The organism is Kineococcus rubinsiae (assembly GCF_011839805.1).
GTDB lineage: Bacteria > Actinomycetota > Actinomycetes > Actinomycetales > Kineococcaceae > Kineococcus > Kineococcus rubinsiae.
In genome coordinates, this window is the sequence record NZ_VWPY01000077.1 from 1 (window position 1) to 16,628 (window position 16,628).

The following is a 16,628-nucleotide window of genomic DNA, read 5'->3' on the forward strand; positions in this document are numbered from 1 at the left end:
GAGCGCGGTGCGGGCCGCCGCGGTGGCCCTGGCCGCGGTGCTCGCGGCCGCCGCCTGCACGTCGGCCCCCGACGCGCCCGCCCCGACGAGCAGCGGCCCGACGACACCTCCGCCGACGACGGGCCCGACGACGACGGCGGCGATCGAGGCGCCCGCGGACGGACCGTCGTCGACGAGGCTCCCGGCCCCCTCGTCGCGCGGGCCGCGCGCGTCGTCCCTACAACCCTCGTCCCCGCAGCCGTCAGCCCGGCAGCCGTCGCGGCAGGCCCCGACCGCACCCCCGCCGGCGGCGCCCGCCGCGCGGCCCGTCGTGCGGCAGCCGACCACGTGCCAGGAGCTCGCCGAGGCGCGCTTCCTCGTCGCCGTGGCCGCCCGCCGGGAGGGCCCGCTGATCCGGGTCACGGGGTACCCCGCGAGCGCGGCGTGCGGCGGCCCGGACGGCGTCCGCTACGACGTGGGCACCGGGCTCGCCGCCGTCCGGCTGCTGCCCGACGCGTCGGTGACGCTGGTCGCCCTGTCGTCCGCGGAGGTCGACTTCCGCTCCCTCGCCCCGGCCGCGCTGCCCGCCCAGCTCGCGGGCGACCGGGTGCGGCGCACGTTCCTCGTCACGGGGCCGTGGACGGCGGCGCGGGGCCTGACGGAGCAGTTCCTCCTCTGACGGAGCAGTTCCTCCTCTGACGCCCGGCGCCGCCCGGGAGGTCAGCGCGCCTCGGCCAGCGCCTTCAGCACGCGCTCGTCGCTGACCGGGTGCGCCGTGGGCACCCCCGGGGCGAACTTCTGCAGCCGCAGCTCCTCCAGCGTCCAGCGGATCCGCGCCAGCTCGGGCGAGGGGTGCGCACCGGCCTTGCGCAGCCGGGACGCGTACGCGTCGCGGACCCGCGTGAACTCGGCCATCCGGACCCGGTCGCGCTGCGGGTTCTCGGGCATGGCGTCGACCCGGCGCCCGAGGCCCTGCAGGTAGCGCAGCAGGTCCGGCAGCCGCGCGCGCCCGGTCTCGGCGACGAACCCGGCGTGCACGAGCCCCGTGAACTGCTCGCGGGCGTCGGCGAGCGAGGGCAGCAGCACGAGGCTCTGGGTGCGCGACATGCGGCGCTCGACGTCGGCCGCCGCCCCGAGGACGCGCAGGGTGCGCTGCACGACCTCGGTGGTCACCGCCGCGAGGTCGGCGCCGACGGCCCGCCGGAGCTCCTCGAACGCGGCGGCCGTGCGCACGGGCCCGCCGTGCGCGTCCAGCAGGTCGCGCAGGGCCGCGTCGACGCAGTCGGCGAGCACGGCCGCCGCGCTGCCGTGCGGGGCCCGGGCGAGCAGCAGCTTGGCGTCGTTCGGCAGTCCCGCCTGCACCGCGCGCAGGGGCGAGGGCAGGGTGAGCTGCAGCAGGCGCAGGGTGCCCGCCCGCATCTCGGCGTCCTGGTCGGCGGTGGTCGCGAACGTCCGCAGGCCCACGGTGGCGCCCTCGTCCACGAGCGCGGGGTAGCTCGTCACCTCCGCGTCGCGGCGCACGCTGGTGTGCAGGGTCGGCACCTCCGGCGGCAGGACGGCGGGGTCGGCCGGGTCCGCCGCCGGCGACCAGGTCGTCGCCCCGCTGCGCTGCAGCTCGTCCGCGGCCTCGGTCAGGGTCTCGGCGACCGAGGTGACGAGGGAGTCGCGCAGGCGCGGGAAGTCCTTGCCCTGCGCGAGGACGCGGCCGTCGTCGCCGAGGACGCGGAACGTCGCGCGCAGGTGCGCGGGGACCTTCGTCCAGTCGACGTCCTCCTCGTAGATCTCGGTGCCGTCGCCCAGGCGCGGCAGCTCCCGCTCGAAGGCCACGAAGTAGTCCTCGCTGCGCGGGGCGACGCGGGACAGGAACTCTGCGGCTCGGTCGGGGGCCGGGACGAGGTTCTTGCGCAGCGCCTTCGGCAGCGACCGCAGCTGCGCGGTGACGAGGTCGTGGCGGAACCCCGGGACCTGCCAGAGCAGGTCGCGGTCGTCGAAGCGGTTCACGACCCCGACGGGCACCTCGACGGTCACGCCGTCCTCGGCCGAACCGGGCTCGAAGACGTAGGTGAGCTCGAGGTCGAGGTCGCCCTGGTGCCAGCGGCGCGGGAACTCCTCCTCGCTCACCGCGGCGTCGTCGGCGACGAGCATCGCGGGGTCGAACGTCAGGAGCTCGGGCTGCTCCTGGCGCACCTGCTTCCACCACTGGTCGAAGTGCCGGCCGGAGACGACCTCGCGCCCGACGCGCGCGTCGTAGAAGTCGAACAGCACCTGGTCGTCGACGACGATGTCGCGGCGGCGGGCGCGGTGCTCCAGCTCCTCGGCGTCGGCCAGGAGCTCGCGGTTGCGGTGGAAGAACGCGTGCCGCGTCTCGAAGTCGCCCTCCACGAGCGCGTGGCGCAGGAACAGCTCCCGCGAGAGCTCCGGGTCGATCGACCCGTAGGCGACGGTGCGGCCCGCGACGATCGGGACGCCGTACAGCGTGACGCGCTCGGTCGCGACGACGGCCGCGCGCTTGCGCGACCACCGGGGCTCGGAGTAGTTCCGCTTCACGACGTGCTCGGCCAGCGGCTCGATCCAGCGCGGGTCGATGGCGGCCGCGACGCGCGCCCACAGGCGCGAGGTCTCGACGAGCTCGGCGGCCACCACCCAGTCCGGGGAGCGCCGGCCCAGCGCGGAGCCGGGGAAGACGGCGAACCGGGCCCCGCGGGCGCCCAGGTACTCCTGCTGGCGGGGGCCGTCGGGACGCGTGCGGCGCTGCCCCTTGGCGGGTTCCTTCGGCAGCTCCTTGAGGCCGATGTTGCCGAGCAGCCCGGCGAGCAGCGAGCGGTGGATGCCGTCGCCGTCGTAGGTGGCCTGCGGCACGACCTCGCCCTCGGCGGGTTCGCCGAGCTCGGGCACCGTGACGTCCATCCGCAGGTCCCGCGTGATGCGGCGCAGCTGGCTGTAGGTGTCCTGCCACTCGCGGATGCGCAGGAAGTGCAGCATCTCGGCCTTGACGCGCCGGCGGTACGCCGAGGAGGACAGCTCGTCCTGCAGCCGGCGCAGGTAGGCCCACAGGTTGAGGTAGGTGAGGAAGTCGGACTGCTCGTGGCGGAAGCGGGCGTGCAGCTGCGCGGCGCGCTCGCGGTGCTCCAGCGGCCGCTCGCGCGGGTCCTGCACCGACAGGGCCGCGACCACGACGAGGACCTCGTGCAGGCAGGAGTTGCGGTGGCCCTCCAGGACCATCCGGCCCAGGCGCGGGTCGATCGGCAGCTTGGCCAGGTCCCGCCCGATGCGCGTCAGCCGAGGGACGCCCCGGTCGCCCGCGCGCGCGTCCTCGATCGCCCCGAGCTCGGCCAGCAGCTGCAGGCCGTCGGTGATGCTGCGCTGCTCGGGGGGTTCCACGAACGGGAACGCGGCGATGTCGCCCAGGCCCAGCGACGTCATCTGCAGGATGACCGAGGCCAGGTTGGTGCGCAGGATCTCCGGCTGGGTGAACTCGTCGCGGGACTCGAAGTCCTTGGCGGAGTAGAGCCGGATGCAGATGCCGTCGGCGACGCGGCCGCAGCGCCCGGCGCGCTGGTTGGCCGAGGCCTGCGAGATCCGCTCGATCGGCAGCCGCTGCACCTTGGTGCGCACGCTGTAGCGGGAGATGCGGGCCGTGCCGACGTCGACGACGTAGCGGATGCCCGGGACGGTCAGGGAGGTCTCGGCCACGTTGGTGGACAGCACGATCCGGCGGTGCCCGGTCGTGCGGAACACCCGGTGCTGCTCCTCCGCCGACAGCCGCGCGAACAGGGGCAGGACCTCGGTGCCGCGGAACTCCCGCTCCAGCAGCAGGGGCTGCAGCGCGTCGGCGGTGTCGCGGATCTCGCGCTCGCCGGGCAGGAACACGAGGATGTCGCCCGGTCCCTCGGCGGCCAGCTCGCGCACGGCGTCCAGGACGCCCTCGGTCTGGTCGCGGTCGTCGTCGGGCAGCCAGCCGTCGTCGGTCTCCCCCACGCCGTCGTCGGACTCGTCGTCCTCGTCGGCGGTCCCGTCCGCCTCCGCGGCGAGCAGCGGGCGGTAGCGGACCTCCACGGGGTAGGTGCGCCCGGACACCTCCAGCACCGGCGCGCCGCCGAAGTGGTCGGCGAAGCGCTGCGGGTCGATGGTCGCGGAGGTGATGACGAGCTTCAGCTCGGGGCGCCGCGGCAGCAGCTGCGCCAGGTAGCCGAGGAGGAAGTCGATGGTGAGGCTGCGCTCGTGCGCCTCGTCGATGATGAGGGTGTCGTACTGCAGCAGCTCGGGATCGCGCTGGATCTCGGCCAGCAGGATGCCGTCGGTCATGACCTTGACGAGGCTGTCCTCGCCGACGGTGTCGGTGAACCGGACCGCGTAGCCGACGGTGCCGCCGAGCTCGGTGCCGAGCTCCTCGGCGACGCGCTCGGCGACCGCGCGCGCCGCGATCCGCCGCGGCTGCGTGTGCCCGATGCGCCCGCGGATCCCGCGGCCGATCTCCAGGCACACCTTGGGCAGCTGGGTGGTCTTGCCCGAGCCGGTCTCGCCCGCGACGACGATGACCTGGTGCTCGCGCAGGGCCGCCGCGATCCGGTCCTTGTCCTGGCTGACGGGCAGTTCCGGCGGGTAGCGCAGCTCGGGGACGCTGGCCGCCCGGCGCTGCGCGCGGGCCTCGGCGGAGTCCACCTGCCGCTCGACGTCGTCCAGCGCCGTGCTCAGGGCGGCCTCGTCGCGCTGGCGCGCGAGGGCGGACAGGCGGCGGCGGAAGCGGTCCTCGTCGCGCAGGGACAGCGCCGGCAGCCGCTCGGCGAGGACGCCGGCGCGGGGGTCGTCGGGCAGGGCGCTCGGCGCCGGACCCCGCTGCCGGGGGCCGGAGGAGGCGGTGCGCTGGGGTGGGCGGCGGCGGCCGGGGGACCTCGACATGACGTCCCGAGTCTACGGGCGGGCCCCGCGCACGGCGCCCGCCCGGCTCAGGGCGCGGGCCAGACCAGGGTGCCGTTCGCGTACAGCGCAGGCACGACCGCGGTGTCGAGGACCCGGGTCAGGTCCGGGACGGCCTTGACCTGCCCCATGCGCAGGAGGAAGTCGCCCTCCGTCTGCATCGCCGCGGGGTCCATCTGCCCGAGCACCTGACCGGCGGGCAGGGTCGAGGTGACCAGCCCCTCCTCCGTGGTCCAGACGTCGACGTTGTGCGCGGTGTCGTAGCCGCTCCTGGCGGCGGAGGCGGCGAAGCCGACGCACTCCGCGGCCGCCGTCTCGCAGTGCTCGAAGGCGTGCAGCTGGGCGCGCAGGAAGTCCTGCACGGCCGTGGGGTGCTCGGCGAGGAAGGCGGGGTTGGCGATGGTCGCGGCGATCGAGCCGGGGACCCCGTAGTCCTCCGGGTTCCACAGCTTCACGTCCTCCCCCAGCGCCTTCAGCGTCAGCGGCTCGTTGGACTTGTAGCCCGTCAGGGACTCCACCTGCCCGCGCACCAGCACGGTCGGGTCGAACCCGACGACGACCTGCTTGATGCGGTCGACGTCCACGCCGTCGGCGCGCAGCATGGCGTCGATGGCGACCGGCAGCGCGCCCTTCTGCCCGAGCGTCGTCCCTTCCAGCTGCTTGAGGTCGGTGACGTCCGGCTTCGTCATGAGCGTCGCGATGGGCACGTGCCCGAAGAGCGCGACGGCCTTGACGTCGACGCCGTTGGCGACGTTGACGAGCACGTCGCTGCCGCCGCTCATCGAGCTCAGCTGCGCCGTGCCGGCGGCCACCAGCTGCGCGTTCTGGGCGGTCTCGCCCGTCCCCGGCTGGATCTCCACGTCCAGGCAGAGGGCGTCGAAGTACCCGAGGGCCTGCGCCGCGATCGGGTCGAGGATGCTCGCCGACGCCTGGTACTGGTACCCGGTGACGTAGGTGATCTTCCCCGCCGCCTCGTTCTCCGCGCACCGCTCGGGCGAGATCGCGGAGCCCTCGGCCGCCGTGGAGACCGACGGGGTCTCCTGCTCCCCACCGCCGCCGCCCCCGCAGCCGGCCAGCACGAGGGCCGCGACCGCGGCCGGGGCGAGGGTGCGCAGGACGGTCTTCAACGGGACTCCTCGGTGGGGCGGACGGCGGGAGCGGGAGGGCGGCGGGTCACGAGCGACGGGTCACGACGGGCGGGCCTGGGACTCGTGCCAGGACAGGACCCGGCGCTCCAGCGCGGTGACGAGCAGGAGCAGCACCGCCCCCATGAGCGCGAGGCAGGCGATGGCCGCGAAGACGCGGTCGAGCTGGGAGTTCGACGACGCGACGCTGATGACCGTGCCCAGGCCCTGGGTGGCCCCCGCGGCGGAGAACTCCGCGACGATCGCGCCCACGATGGACAGCGGGAACACGACCCGCAGCGCCGCGAAGACGTAGGGCAGCGCGCTGGGGATCCGCAGGCGCCACAACACGTCGGCGCGCGAGGCGTCCACCGTCCGGAACACCTGCAGCACGGGTGCGGCGACCGAGCGCAGGCCCGTCGCGGTGTTCATGAGGACGGGGAAGAACGTGATGAGGGCCGTGACGATCAGCTTGGGCAGCACGCCGAAGCCGAACGCGACCACGAGGGCCGGGGCGATCGCCACGACCGGGGTGACGTTCAGGACGACCACGAGCGGCATGACGGCGCGGCGCAGCAGCGACGACTCCGAGATGGCCACCGCGAGCGCGAAGGCGGCCAGCGACCCGGCCACGAGGCCGAGCAGCGCCTCCTGCAGCGTCGCAGCCGCGTTGCGCAGGTAGAACCCCGGCTGGGTGGAGAGCTGGTCCCCCACCGCGCCCAGCGCCGGCAGCACGTACGGGTTCGCGCGGGCCACGAGGGTCCACACGACGGCCGCCGCGGCCAGCGCGACGACGGTCGGCAGCCACCATCGGGGGTGCAGGGGGCGGGCGGCGGCCCGCAGGACGCGGCGCACCCGCCGGCCCGCCCGCGCGGTCCACGTGTCGGCTCCGCTCACACCAGGTCCCGCGGCAGGACGTCGGTCCACGCCTGCTCGAGCCGGGCGCGGACCTCGTGCTCGCAGGCGTGCATGGTGTCGGAGTCCAGGTGCCCGTGCCGGCGGGGCCGGTCCAGGCCGATCTCGACGACCGCGGCGATGCGCCCCGGGCGGGCGGCCATGACGACCACGGTGTCGGAGAGCAGGACGGCCTCGGTGACGGAGTGGGTCACGAAGAGCACGGTCGTGCGGGTCTCGTGCCACACGTCCAGCAGCTGCAGCTGCACGGCCTCGCGCGTGAACTCGTCCAGCGCCGAGAAGGGCTCGTCCATGAGCAGGACGTCGGGCTGCAGCGCGAACGCCCGGGCGATCGCGGTGCGCTGCTTCATGCCTCCGGACAGCTGCCCGGGGCGCTGGTCCAGCGCGTCGCCCAGCCCGAGGCGCGTCAGGAGCTGCACGGGGTCGCCTGCGAGCTCGCAGCCGGCGACGGCGGGACCGGCGGCCTCGCGGCGGCGGCGGCCGGCCCGGCGGTTCACCTTGTCCAGGACGCGGACGTTGTCGAGGACGCTGAGCCACGGCAGCAGCGCCGGCACCTGGGGCACGAAGCCGATCGACTTGGCCGCGGAGGCCTCGCGCGCCGTGGCGCCGAAGATCGACACGTCCCCGGTGTCCGGCTCCTCCAGGCCCGCGACGAGGCGCAGCAGCGTGGACTTCCCGCAGCCGCTCGGGCCGATGACGCTGACGAAGCGGCCGCGCGGCACGCTCAGGTCGACGTCGGCCAGGGCGGTCGTCGCGCGCTCGCCGGAGCCGTACGTCTTGCCGGCCCCGCGGACGAGGATGTGCGAGGCGTCGGGGACGGCCGGGCCGTCCTGGTCAGTCGTCGCCACTCCCGCTCCTCGTCACCGCGCGGGAGGCCCCGCGCCCGGGACCGCACCGCGCCCGGTCCCGCGTCGACCCTAACGTCAGCGCCGGAAGCGCGGGCATCCGCAGTCGCGCACCGAGCAGTCGGTGCCGCGCCGGTAGTGCTGGTGCGCCTCGCGGGGGTGACCGCAGGCGGAGCACACGCGTCCGAGCAGCCGCTCGACGAGACCCGCCACGTCCGACCTCCTCGACCGTCCACCGCCTCCGGGCCACCCCGGGAACGGCGAACGGGTGCCCGCCCCCGAGGACGAACACCCGCTCTGACCCGTGTGAACACGAGTCGGGCTGACAGGATTTGAACCTGCGACCCCTTGACCCCCAGTCAAGTGCGCTACCAAGCTGCGCTACAGCCCGCCGACCGTCCCGCCCCCGAAGGGGTGGTCGAGCCGTGGAAGACCCTACCTCACCGCTTGCGCTTCTCCCGCACGCGGACGCTGACCTCGATGGGCGAGCCCACGAAGCCGAACTGCTCGCGCAGGCGGCGCTCGATGAACCGGCGGTAGCCGGCCTCGAGGAAGCCGCTCGCGAAGATCACGAAGCGGGGCGGCCGGGTCGAGGCCTGGGTCCCGAAGAGGATGCGCGGCTGCTTGCCGCCGCGCACGGGGTGCGGGTGCTCCGCGACGACCTGGCCCAGGAAGCTGTTGAGCTTGCCCGTGGGCACGCGGGTGTCCCAGGAGTCCAGCGCCGTGTCCAGCGCGGGCACGAGCTTCTCGAGGTGGCGCCCGGTCTGCGCGGACACGTTGACGCGCAGCGCCCACGGGTACTGCACGAGCTCCTTCTCGATCTCGCGCTGCAGGTAGTGGCGGCGCTCCTCGTCGGTGAGGTCCCACTTGTTGTAGGCCAGCACCAGCGCGCGCCCGGACTCCACGACCGTGGTGACGATGCGGATGTCCTGCTCGGAGAGCTTCTCGCTGGCGTCGAGCAGCACGACGGCCACCTCGGCCTTCTCCAGCGCGGCCTGCGTGCGCAGCGAGGCGTAGAAGTCCGCGCCCTGCGTCAGGTGCACGCGGCGGCGGATGCCCGCGGTGTCCACGAAGCGCCAGGTCCGCCCGCCGAGCTCGATCAGCTCGTCGACCGGGTCGCGGGTCGTGCCCGCGGTGGGGTGCACGACGACGCGCTCGGAGCCGGCGAGCTTGTTGAGCATGCTCGACTTGCCCACGTTGGGGCGCCCGAGCAGCGCGACGCGGCGCGGGCCGCCGGCGGGCTCGATGCCGCCGCCCGTGGCCGAGACCGCGGGTAGCGTCGCGACGGCGGCGTCGAGGACGTCGCCCGTGCCGCGCCCGTGCAGCGCCGAGACGGGGTACGGCTCCCCGAAGCCGAGCGACCACAGCTCGCTCGCGTCGGCCTCCTGGCGGGGGCCGTCGACCTTGTTCGCGACGAGGACGACGGGCTTGCCCGCCTTGCGCAGCAGACGCACGATCTGCTCGTCGGTGCCCGTGGCCCCGACGGTGGCGTCGACGACGAACATCACGGCGTCGGCCAGGGCGATGGCCACCTCGGCCTGCTCCGCGACGCGCGCGGGCAGCCCCTCGACCTTCTTCTCCCAGCCGCCGGTGTCCACGAGGGTGAAGTCGCGCCCGGCCCAGTTGGCCGGGTACATGACGCGGTCGCGGGTGACGCCGGGGACGTCCTCCACGACGGCCTCGCGGCGGCCGATGATGCGGTTGACCAGCGTCGACTTGCCGACGTTGGGGCGCCCGACGACGGCGAGGACGGGCAGCGGGCCGGCCGGCTGCTCGTCGCCGTCGCCCGTGCCCTCGCCGGACAGGAGGGCGACGTCCTCCTCGGACAGCTCGTACTCGGTCAGGCCGACGCGCAGCGCGTTCTCGACGTTGACGTCGTCGGCGATCTCGACGGGTTCGCGCGCGGGGCCGTCGTAGGTGGTGTCGGGTGCGTCGGGGGAACTCATCGATTGCCTCCCGGCAGATCGTCGGACGCCATCTCACCGAGTCCCAGCTCGTCGGCGCCCAGGTGGTCGGGGAGTTCGATCCCCGTGCGCTGCAGCGACTGCAGCACGTGTGCGGACAACTTCTCCCGGACCTGCTCGACGCCGGCGGCGAGCGCCACGCGGCCGGGCACGCCGGGTTCCTTCACGACGGTGAACGGTTCGCCGAAGCAGAAGTGCAGGCGGCGGCGCAGGGGCGGCAGGCGCCGCTCGCGCTCACCGGGGCGGTGCGCGCCGACGCAGGCGACGGGCACGACGGGAGCGCCGGACTGCAGGGCGATCCACGCGACGCCGGAGCGCACCGAGGCCGCGTCGCCCTTGCCGCGGGTGCCCTCGGGGAACACGCCCGCGGCGCCGCCGTCGGCGAGGACGCCCAGCACGCCGAGCAGCGCGTCGCGGTCGCCGTGGCTGCGGTCGATGGGGATCTGCCCGGCGCGCAGCAGGGCCGCGCCCACGACGCCGCCGAACATCTCCTTCTTGACGAGGAAGTGCACGTCGCGCGGGGCGACCGCGTACAGCAGCGGGCCGTCGATGATCGAGGCGTGGTTGGCCGCGAAGAGCACGGGGCCCGTGGTGGGGACGTTCTCGGCGCCGTGGACCTCCGAGGACCAGACGCCGCGCGCCAAGGCGGTGCCGATCCACTTGGTCCAGGCCTGGGGTTCGCGGACGGTGGCGCTCACGACGCCTGCCCCGTCTCCTGCCGCACGACGGCCAGCAGGGCCTCGACGGTGCCGTCGAAGTCGAGGTGGGTGGAGTCCAGGGTGACGACGCCGTCGGCGGCGGTGCGGAAGGACGTGGTCCGGCTGTCCACCGCGTCGCGCTCGACGATCGCGCTCCGGGTGGCGGCCAGGGCGGCGGCGTCCGCGGCCCCGAGGTCCTGGTGGGCGCGGCGGGCCAGCCGGACGGCCTCGTCGGCGGTCAGCAGGACGCGCACGTCCGCGTCGGGCGCGACGACGGTCGTGATGTCGCGGCCCTCGGCCACGACGCCGGGCTCGCGACCGGGAGCCGGTGCGGCGCAGGCGGCCTCGATGAGCGTGCGCTGGCGCACCAGGAGGTCCGCGCGGACGGCGGGGACCGACGCGACCGCGCTCACGGCGCCCGTCACGTCGGAGGAGCGGATGGCCTCGGTGACGTCGGTCTCGCTGCCGTCGGCCCCGACCAGCGCGATCGTCGGGGCGTCGGGGTCGGTGCCGACGGCGAGCGGCACGCCGCGCACGTGCGCGGCGACGGCGGCCGGGTCGGCCAGGTCGACGCCCGCGCGGTGCGCGGACAGGGTCACGGCCCGGTACATGGCGCCCGTGTCGAGGAAGGCGACGCCGAGCGCGCGGGCCGTGGCCCGGCTGACGCTGGACTTGCCCGAACCGGAGGGACCGTCCACGGCGACGACCACCCCGGGGCGCGGGGACCTGCTCACGAACACCTCCGACGACGCGAGCCGGACACCCGCGGACGGCGCCGCTGCGGACTGCGCCTCTCCGGACGTGGCGGAACCGTGGTGTTCGGCGGGGGTGGGCACCCCACGAGGTTAGTCGACTCCGCCCGCACCGCAGACCGTCACTCAGCGCAGCGCGTGCTCACCGGGGCCCTCGGGGCCCGGTCGACGGCGGACCGGCGGGTCAGCGGGGGACGGTCCAGCCCCGCTCGCGCAGGGCCTCCTCCAGGGGCGCCGCCGCGGCGGGCAGGACGTCGATCTCCGCCAGCGCGACCGGCTGGCCCTCGGAGTGCTCCAGGCGCAGGTCCTCGAGGTTGGCGCCGGCGGCCCCGATGTCGGCCAGCAGCCGCGCGAGCTCCCCGACGCGGTCGGGCACGACGACCACGACGGTCGCGTAGGCCGTGGGGGCGCTGCCGTGCTTGCCGGGGATCCGCTCGCGGCCCGCGCCGCCGTCGGCGATGACCCGCACCAGCGCCCCGCGGGCGCCCACGGCGGCCGGGTCGCGCTCCAGCGCGCGCAGGGCCGCGATGACGCTGTCGAGGTCGGCGCGCAGGTCCTCCAGCACGTCGGCGACGGGGGCGGCGTTGCCCGCGAGGATCTGCGCCCACAGCGCGGGGTCGCTGGCGGCGATGCGGGTGACGTCGCGCAGGCCCTGGCCGGCGAGACCGACGGCGCCCTCGGGCGCCTCGCGCAGGCGGGCCGCGACGAGGCTCGCGGCGACCTGCGGGGCGTGCGAGACCAGCGCGACGGCCTCGTCGTGCTCGGCGGCGGGCATGTCGACGAGCGCGGCCCCGCAGTCCAGCGCGAGGGCCCGCACGGCTGCGACGGCGGCGGGGGCGGACTCCTCCCCCGCGGCCACGACCCACGGCCGGCCGGCGAACAGGTCGGCCTGCGCGGCGACGGGTCCGGAGCGCTCGCGTCCCGCCATGGGGTGCGAGCCGACGTAGCGGGTGAGGTCGGTCCCGCGCTCGCGCAGCGTCTGCAGCGGCCCGCCCTTGACGCTGGCGACGTCGGTGACCACGGCCCGGGGCCAGCGCGCGAGCTCGGCGGCGACGACGTCGGCCACGACGTCCGGCGGGGCGGCCACGAGCACCACGGCGGGGTCGTCGCCCTCGCGCGGGAAGCGGCCCGCGCCCATGTCGCGCGCGATGGCCATGGCCGTGGGCGAGACGTCCTGCAGCACGACGTCGACGCCGCGCAGCGTCAGCGCCAGCGCGGCCGAGGTGCCCAGCAGGCCGGTGCCGACGACGCGGACCGTGCCGAGGGTGCGGGCGGGCGCCGCCGGGTCGAGCGTCACGGGCGCGGCGGGACGGGCGCCACCCGTCGGCCGGTCCCCGCGCAGGTGGTGGCCGGACGGGTGGTGGCCGGAGCAGTCGTCACTGGGCGATGTCGCGGCGCAGCGCCTGGGCGCCGCGCAGGTACACGTGGCGCACCTGCGCCCGCCTCAGCGGCGTCTCGACGTGCGCCATGAGCCGCACGACGCGGGGCATCGAGCCGTCGATCTCCAGCTCCCGCGCGCACATCAGCGGGACGTCGCCCATGCCGAGCTCGCGCGCCGCGACGGCCGGGAACTCCGACACCAGGTCGTGGGTGGAGGTGAAGATCACGCTGATGAAGTCGTCGAGGCTGAGCTCGTTGACCCGGATGACCTCCGAGACGAGCTCCCTCGTCGCGTCGAGCACCTGTTCGCGCTCGTCCGCCTCCACCTGCACCGCACCGCGGATCGCCCTCACCGACACGGGAGCCACCGTAGTGGGGCCGCTCACAGGCCGGCGACCGCCATCAGCTGCTGGACCTCGCCCTTGGTGAGGCGGCGGTTCTTCCCGGGCTTGAGGTCGCCCAGGACGATCGGGCCCATCTGGGTGCGCACGAGCTTCAGGACGGGGTAGCCCTCGGCCTCCAGCAGGCGCCGCACGACGTGCTTGCGGCCCTCGTGCAGGACGACCTCGACCAGCGCGTAGCCGGGCTTGGAGTCGACCAGCTTGAAGCTGTCGACCGCCACGGGGCCGTCCTCGAGCTCGATGCCGGCGCGCAGCGTCTTGCCCAGGTCGCGCTTGACCGGCCCGCGCACCTCGGCGAGGTAGGTCTTCTTCACGCCGAAGGACGGGTGCTGCAGGCGGTGCGTGAGCGCGCCGTCGTTGGTCAGCAGGATCAGGCCCTCGGTCTCGAGGTCCAGGCGCCCGACGTGGAAGAGCCGCTCCTCGCGGGGGCCCACCATGTCGGCCAGGTTCATCCGGCCCTGCTCGTCGTACATCGTCGACACCACGCCCTTGGGCTTGTTGACCGCGATGTAGACGAGCTCGTCGTCGAGGGAGAAGCGCAGGCCGTCGACGTGCACGACCTGCCGGGTCGGGTCGATGCGCACGCCGAGCTCCGTGACGACCTCGCCGTCCACCGTGACGCGGCCCGCGGCGATCATGTCCTCGCACGCGCGGCGCGAGCCGGCGCCGGCCTGGGCCAGCACCTTCTGCAGGCGCACGCCCTCGGGGTCGTGGACGTCGACGCCGGGACGGGCCTTGGCGGGGGCCGGGCCGCGGCGCGGGGGCGCCGGCGCGGGCTTGACGTCGTCGGTCATCCGGGTCGCGGAACCGCGGCGACCGGACGAGGCGTGCCGGCCGGGCACCGACCCCTTGCCGCCGGGCGCGGCGCCCTTGCCGCGGGACTGGCTCGGCCGCTGGGGGCGGCCGCCGGCGGCGGGCCGGCCCGCTCCGGCACCGCTGCGGCGCTGGCCGCCTCCGCGGGGCGCAGTCGGGGTCATGGGTTCCTCCTGAGGTACTGCCTACTGCTGTTCCGGCTCGTCGTCCGGCTGGTCCGTGCTGTCGTGGACGGGCGCGCCCTGCCGGTCGTCCCGCTGCTGCTCGTCGATCCGCAGCTGGTCGTCCCGCTGCCCGTCGGGCCGCCCACCGGCAGGCGGCTGGTCGACCACCCCGGCCACCTCGGTGGCCTCCTGCACGAGCGGCGGTGCCGCGTCGGCGGGCGCGCTGTCCCCCCTATCATCCCCCACCGCGGGGACTGCGGCGACCGCCTCACCCGGGGCCGCGGCGAGCACCTCGCGCGGCTCCAGGTCCTCCAGCGACAGCTCGTCGGGCAGGAAGGGGGCCAGCGGGGGCAGGTCGTCGAGGCTCGCGAGGCCCATCCGGTGCAGGAACTCCTCGGTCGTGCGGTACAGCGTCGCGCCGGAGGTGGCCTCGACCCCGGCCTCGGTGACGAGACCGCGGGTCAGCAGCGTGCGCATGACGCCGTCCACACCGACCCCGCGCACGGCCGAGACGCGGGCCCGGCTCACGGGCTGGCGGTAGGCGACGATCGACAGGGTCTCCAGCGCCGCCTGCGTGAGCTTCGCGGTCTGCCCGTCGAGCAGGAAGGCCTCGACGACCTCGGCGTGCTCGGCGCGCGAGTACATCCGCCAGCCGCCGGAGACCTCGCGCAGCTCGAAGCCGCGGCCCTGCTCGGCGTACTCCCCGGCCAGCTCGCGCAGCAGGAGGTCGACCTCGTCGGGCGCCTCGCCCGTCGCCCGCGCCAGGGCGGGGACCGCGACGGGCTCGTCGGCGACCATGAGGACGGCCTCGACGGCGGCCCGCACGCGGCGGCCGCCGTCGTCCCCGTCCCCGTCGTACCCGTCCCCGTCGTCGCCGTCCCGGTCGTCCCCGGAGTCGGGGTCGTCCACGACGACCTCCAGCACGTCGACCTCCAGCACCTCCAGCTCCAGCCGGTCCTCCTGCGACAGCTCTCCCGACACGTCGGTGCTCACGCGGTCCTCCCCGGCGCGGCGTCCGCGCCCTCGAACTCGTCCACGGCGGCCAGCACCTGCCCGGCCACCTCGTCCTCGGTGGCGCCCGGGTCCTGGACCGGGTCCCAGCGCACGGTCAGCGTCGACAGCGCCTCGGGCTGCTCGAGGCGCACGCGGCGCTCGCGGAACAGCTCCAGCACCGCGAGGAAGCGCGCGACGACGACGAGCGTCCCCTCCTCGCCGTCGCCCGCGTCGGCCACGAGCTCCTCGAACGTGGCGCTGCCGCTGCGGCGCAACCGGTCCACGACCAGGGCGGCCTGCTCGCGCACGCTGACGGTGCTGGCGTGCAGGTGGTCCAGCCCGACGAGCGGGACGGGCTTCGGCGTCAGCGCCCGGCCCGCGAGCGCCGCGAGCTGCTCGGGGCCCACGCGCAGCACGAGCTCCGGCAGCAGCCGCTCGAAGTGGGGTTCCAGCGCGACGGCCCGGGGCACGCGGCGCGCGGACTCCTCGAAGCGGTCGGCGAGCACGGCGGCGACCTGGCGGTAGGCCCGGTACTGCAGGAGGCGGGCGAAGAGCAGGTCGCGCGCCTCGAGCAGCGCGAGGTCCTCGGAGTCCTCGACGTCGGCGGCCGGCAGCAGGCGCGCGCACTTCAGGTCCAGCAGGGTCGCGGCGACGAGGAGGAACTCGCTGGCCTCGTCGAGGTCCCAGTCCTCGTCGGCGGCGGAGGCGGCGCGGATGTGGGCGATGAACTCGTCGGTGACGCTGGCGAGCGCGACCTCGGTGATGTCGAGCTGGTGCTTGGTGATGAGGCCCAGCAGCAGGTCGAAGGGCCCGGAGAAGTTGTCCAGGTGCACCTCGAACCCGCTGCGCGCCGGCTCGTGGGGTCCGCGGGCGGCCGGGACGCGGCGGGCGCCGGTCGGCGTCGTGGCGGGAGCCGCGGCCCCGGACGTCGCGACGGCGGACGTCGGCACGAGGGCAGGAGCGGGCACCCCGCCACGGTAGCGAGGCCGGGCGCCACCCGTTCGCAGCACGCGCGGGGCGCCCGCGGCGGGCGTCCGGGTGGTGCGGCGCCGATCCGGGGCGCCTCGCGCGCGGGCCGACCTAGCGTGGAGGGCTGCCACCCCTGCACCACCCTCCCCACCACCCTGTCGCCCCACCCGCCACCCCGAGACGTCCGGAGGAGCACCCCGTGCGTCTGCTGCTGACCGCCGTGGCCGCCGCCGCACCCCCGGCCGCCCCCGTCGTGCGGGACCTGGTGCTCGACCTGCCCGAGGACGCGACCGTGGCCGAGCTGGCGGGGGCGCTGGGGGGCGCCGCACCGCTGTTCCTGGGCGCGGACGCCCTGGACCCGGCGCAGCTGGTGCGCGAGAGCGCGGTCCGCTCCGGCGGCGTCCTGGGCACCGGGGCCGCCGTGCCCGCGGTGCTCGCGGCCCCCGAGGGCGTGGTCGACGTCCACGTGACGTCGGGTCCCGACGCGGGGCGCGTGCACCGCCTCGCCCCGGGCACGGCCACGGTCGGCTCCGCGCGCGGCGCCACGGTCGTCGTCGACGACCCGGACCTCGCCGCGGTCGCGGTCCACCTGCACGTGGGTCCCGACGGCGAGGTGGTCGTCGAGCCCGTCGGGCCGCCCCCGCCGGCCCGGCCCGCGCCCGCGCGGCGGCGGCCGCTACCCGGTCCGCTGGTGCTGCCCGGTCCCCCCGCGCC

Annotated in this window: 14 protein-coding genes, 1 tRNA gene and 2 pseudogenes; 2 read left to right on the forward strand and 15 right to left on the reverse strand. The window is 75.7% G+C overall.

The window, feature by feature from the left end:
* Positions 1 to 327 (reverse strand): annotated as a pseudogene (locus tag F1544_RS21580) (hypothetical protein); the annotation flags it as partial.
* Here F1544_RS21580 and F1544_RS21585 point away from each other — a divergent pair.
* On the forward strand, positions 311 to 658 hold the full coding sequence (locus F1544_RS21585) for a hypothetical protein (RefSeq protein WP_167588263.1): 348 nt from the start codon (positions 311 to 313) through the stop codon (positions 656 to 658). The pseudogene F1544_RS21580 and the gene F1544_RS21585 overlap by 17 nt on opposite strands.
* Positions 659 to 699: 41 nt before the next feature.
* Here F1544_RS21585 and hrpA read toward each other — a convergent pair whose 3' ends face one another.
* The 14 genes from hrpA to F1544_RS21650 form a co-directional block, all read right to left on the reverse strand.
* The gene (gene hrpA, locus F1544_RS21590) at positions 700 to 4,878 is read right to left on the reverse strand and encodes an ATP-dependent RNA helicase HrpA (protein WP_167588264.1); all 4,179 of its coding nucleotides are present in this window, start codon (positions 4,876 to 4,878) and stop codon (positions 700 to 702) included.
* 47 nt (positions 4,879 to 4,925) lie between these two features.
* A complete protein-coding gene (locus F1544_RS21595; protein ID WP_167588265.1) occupies positions 4,926 to 6,023 on the reverse strand; it encodes an ABC transporter substrate-binding protein in 1,098 nt (365 codons plus the stop codon).
* Positions 6,024 to 6,083: 60 nt separating this feature from the next.
* Entirely contained in the window at positions 6,084 to 6,917 is an 834-nt protein-coding gene (locus F1544_RS21600; protein ID WP_167588266.1) for an ABC transporter permease, read from the reverse strand.
* Positions 6,914 to 7,783, reverse strand: a complete 870-nt coding sequence (locus F1544_RS21605) for an ABC transporter ATP-binding protein (RefSeq protein ID WP_308470249.1) — start codon at positions 7,781 to 7,783, stop codon at positions 6,914 to 6,916. The genes F1544_RS21600 and F1544_RS21605 overlap by 4 nt, the downstream gene beginning before the upstream one ends.
* Positions 7,784 to 7,858: 75 nt before the next feature.
* Complete coding sequence (locus F1544_RS25645; protein WP_280115017.1) at positions 7,859 to 7,993, reverse strand: hypothetical protein; 135 nt, start codon at positions 7,991 to 7,993, stop codon at positions 7,859 to 7,861.
* Between the two features lie 104 nt (positions 7,994 to 8,097).
* Positions 8,098 to 8,171: transfer RNA gene (locus F1544_RS21610), tRNA-Pro, on the reverse strand.
* Between the two features lie 49 nt (positions 8,172 to 8,220).
* Positions 8,221 to 9,726: a ribosome biogenesis GTPase Der gene (der, locus tag F1544_RS21615; RefSeq protein ID WP_167588267.1), complete on the reverse strand. Its 1,506-nt coding sequence runs from the start codon at positions 9,724 to 9,726 to the stop codon at positions 8,221 to 8,223.
* Positions 9,723 to 10,442: a lysophospholipid acyltransferase family protein gene (locus tag F1544_RS21620; RefSeq protein WP_167588268.1), complete on the reverse strand. Its 720-nt coding sequence runs from the start codon at positions 10,440 to 10,442 to the stop codon at positions 9,723 to 9,725. The genes der and F1544_RS21620 overlap by 4 nt, the downstream gene beginning before the upstream one ends.
* The gene (cmk, locus tag F1544_RS21625) at positions 10,439 to 11,176 is read right to left on the reverse strand and encodes a (d)CMP kinase (protein ID WP_308470250.1); all 738 of its coding nucleotides are present in this window, start codon (positions 11,174 to 11,176) and stop codon (positions 10,439 to 10,441) included. Before cmk ends, F1544_RS21620 begins: the two co-directional genes overlap by 4 nt.
* Before the next feature lie 202 nt (positions 11,177 to 11,378).
* Positions 11,379 to 12,491: a prephenate dehydrogenase gene (locus F1544_RS21630; protein ID WP_167588269.1), complete on the reverse strand. Its 1,113-nt coding sequence runs from the start codon at positions 12,489 to 12,491 to the stop codon at positions 11,379 to 11,381.
* 79 nt (positions 12,492 to 12,570) lie between these two features.
* Positions 12,571 to 12,933, reverse strand: a complete 363-nt coding sequence (aroH, locus tag F1544_RS21635; protein ID WP_167588270.1) for a chorismate mutase — start codon at positions 12,931 to 12,933, stop codon at positions 12,571 to 12,573.
* Positions 12,934 to 12,956: 23 nt separating this feature from the next.
* Positions 12,957 to 13,952: a pseudouridine synthase gene (locus F1544_RS21640; protein WP_167588271.1), complete on the reverse strand. Its 996-nt coding sequence runs from the start codon at positions 13,950 to 13,952 to the stop codon at positions 12,957 to 12,959.
* Positions 13,953 to 13,973: 21 nt separating this feature from the next.
* Positions 13,974 to 14,945, reverse strand: a complete 972-nt coding sequence (gene scpB / locus F1544_RS24995) for an SMC-Scp complex subunit ScpB (RefSeq protein WP_308470251.1) — start codon at positions 14,943 to 14,945, stop codon at positions 13,974 to 13,976.
* Positions 14,942 to 15,913 carry a segregation and condensation protein A gene (locus F1544_RS21650; RefSeq protein WP_308470252.1) on the reverse strand — a complete coding sequence of 324 codons (972 nt, stop codon included), beginning with the start codon at positions 15,911 to 15,913 and terminating at the stop codon, positions 14,942 to 14,944. Before F1544_RS21650 ends, scpB begins: the two co-directional genes overlap by 4 nt.
* Before the next feature lie 200 nt (positions 15,914 to 16,113).
* Here F1544_RS21650 and F1544_RS21655 point away from each other — a divergent pair.
* Positions 16,114 to 16,628 (forward strand): annotated as a pseudogene (locus F1544_RS21655) (hypothetical protein); the annotation flags it as partial.

What these genes read in the sequence shown, in the direction of transcription:
- hrpA (WP_167588264.1), bottom strand. Translation starts at nt 4,878, where the DNA reads ATGTCGAGGTCCCCCGGCCGCCGCCGCCCACCCCAGCGCACCGCCTCC.
- der (WP_167588267.1), bottom strand. Translation starts at nt 9,726, where the DNA reads ATGAGTTCCCCCGACGCACCCGACACCACCTACGACGGCCCCGCGCGC.
- F1544_RS21640 (WP_167588271.1), bottom strand. Translation starts at nt 13,952, where the DNA reads ATGACCCCGACTGCGCCCCGCGGAGGCGGCCAGCGCCGCAGCGGTGCC.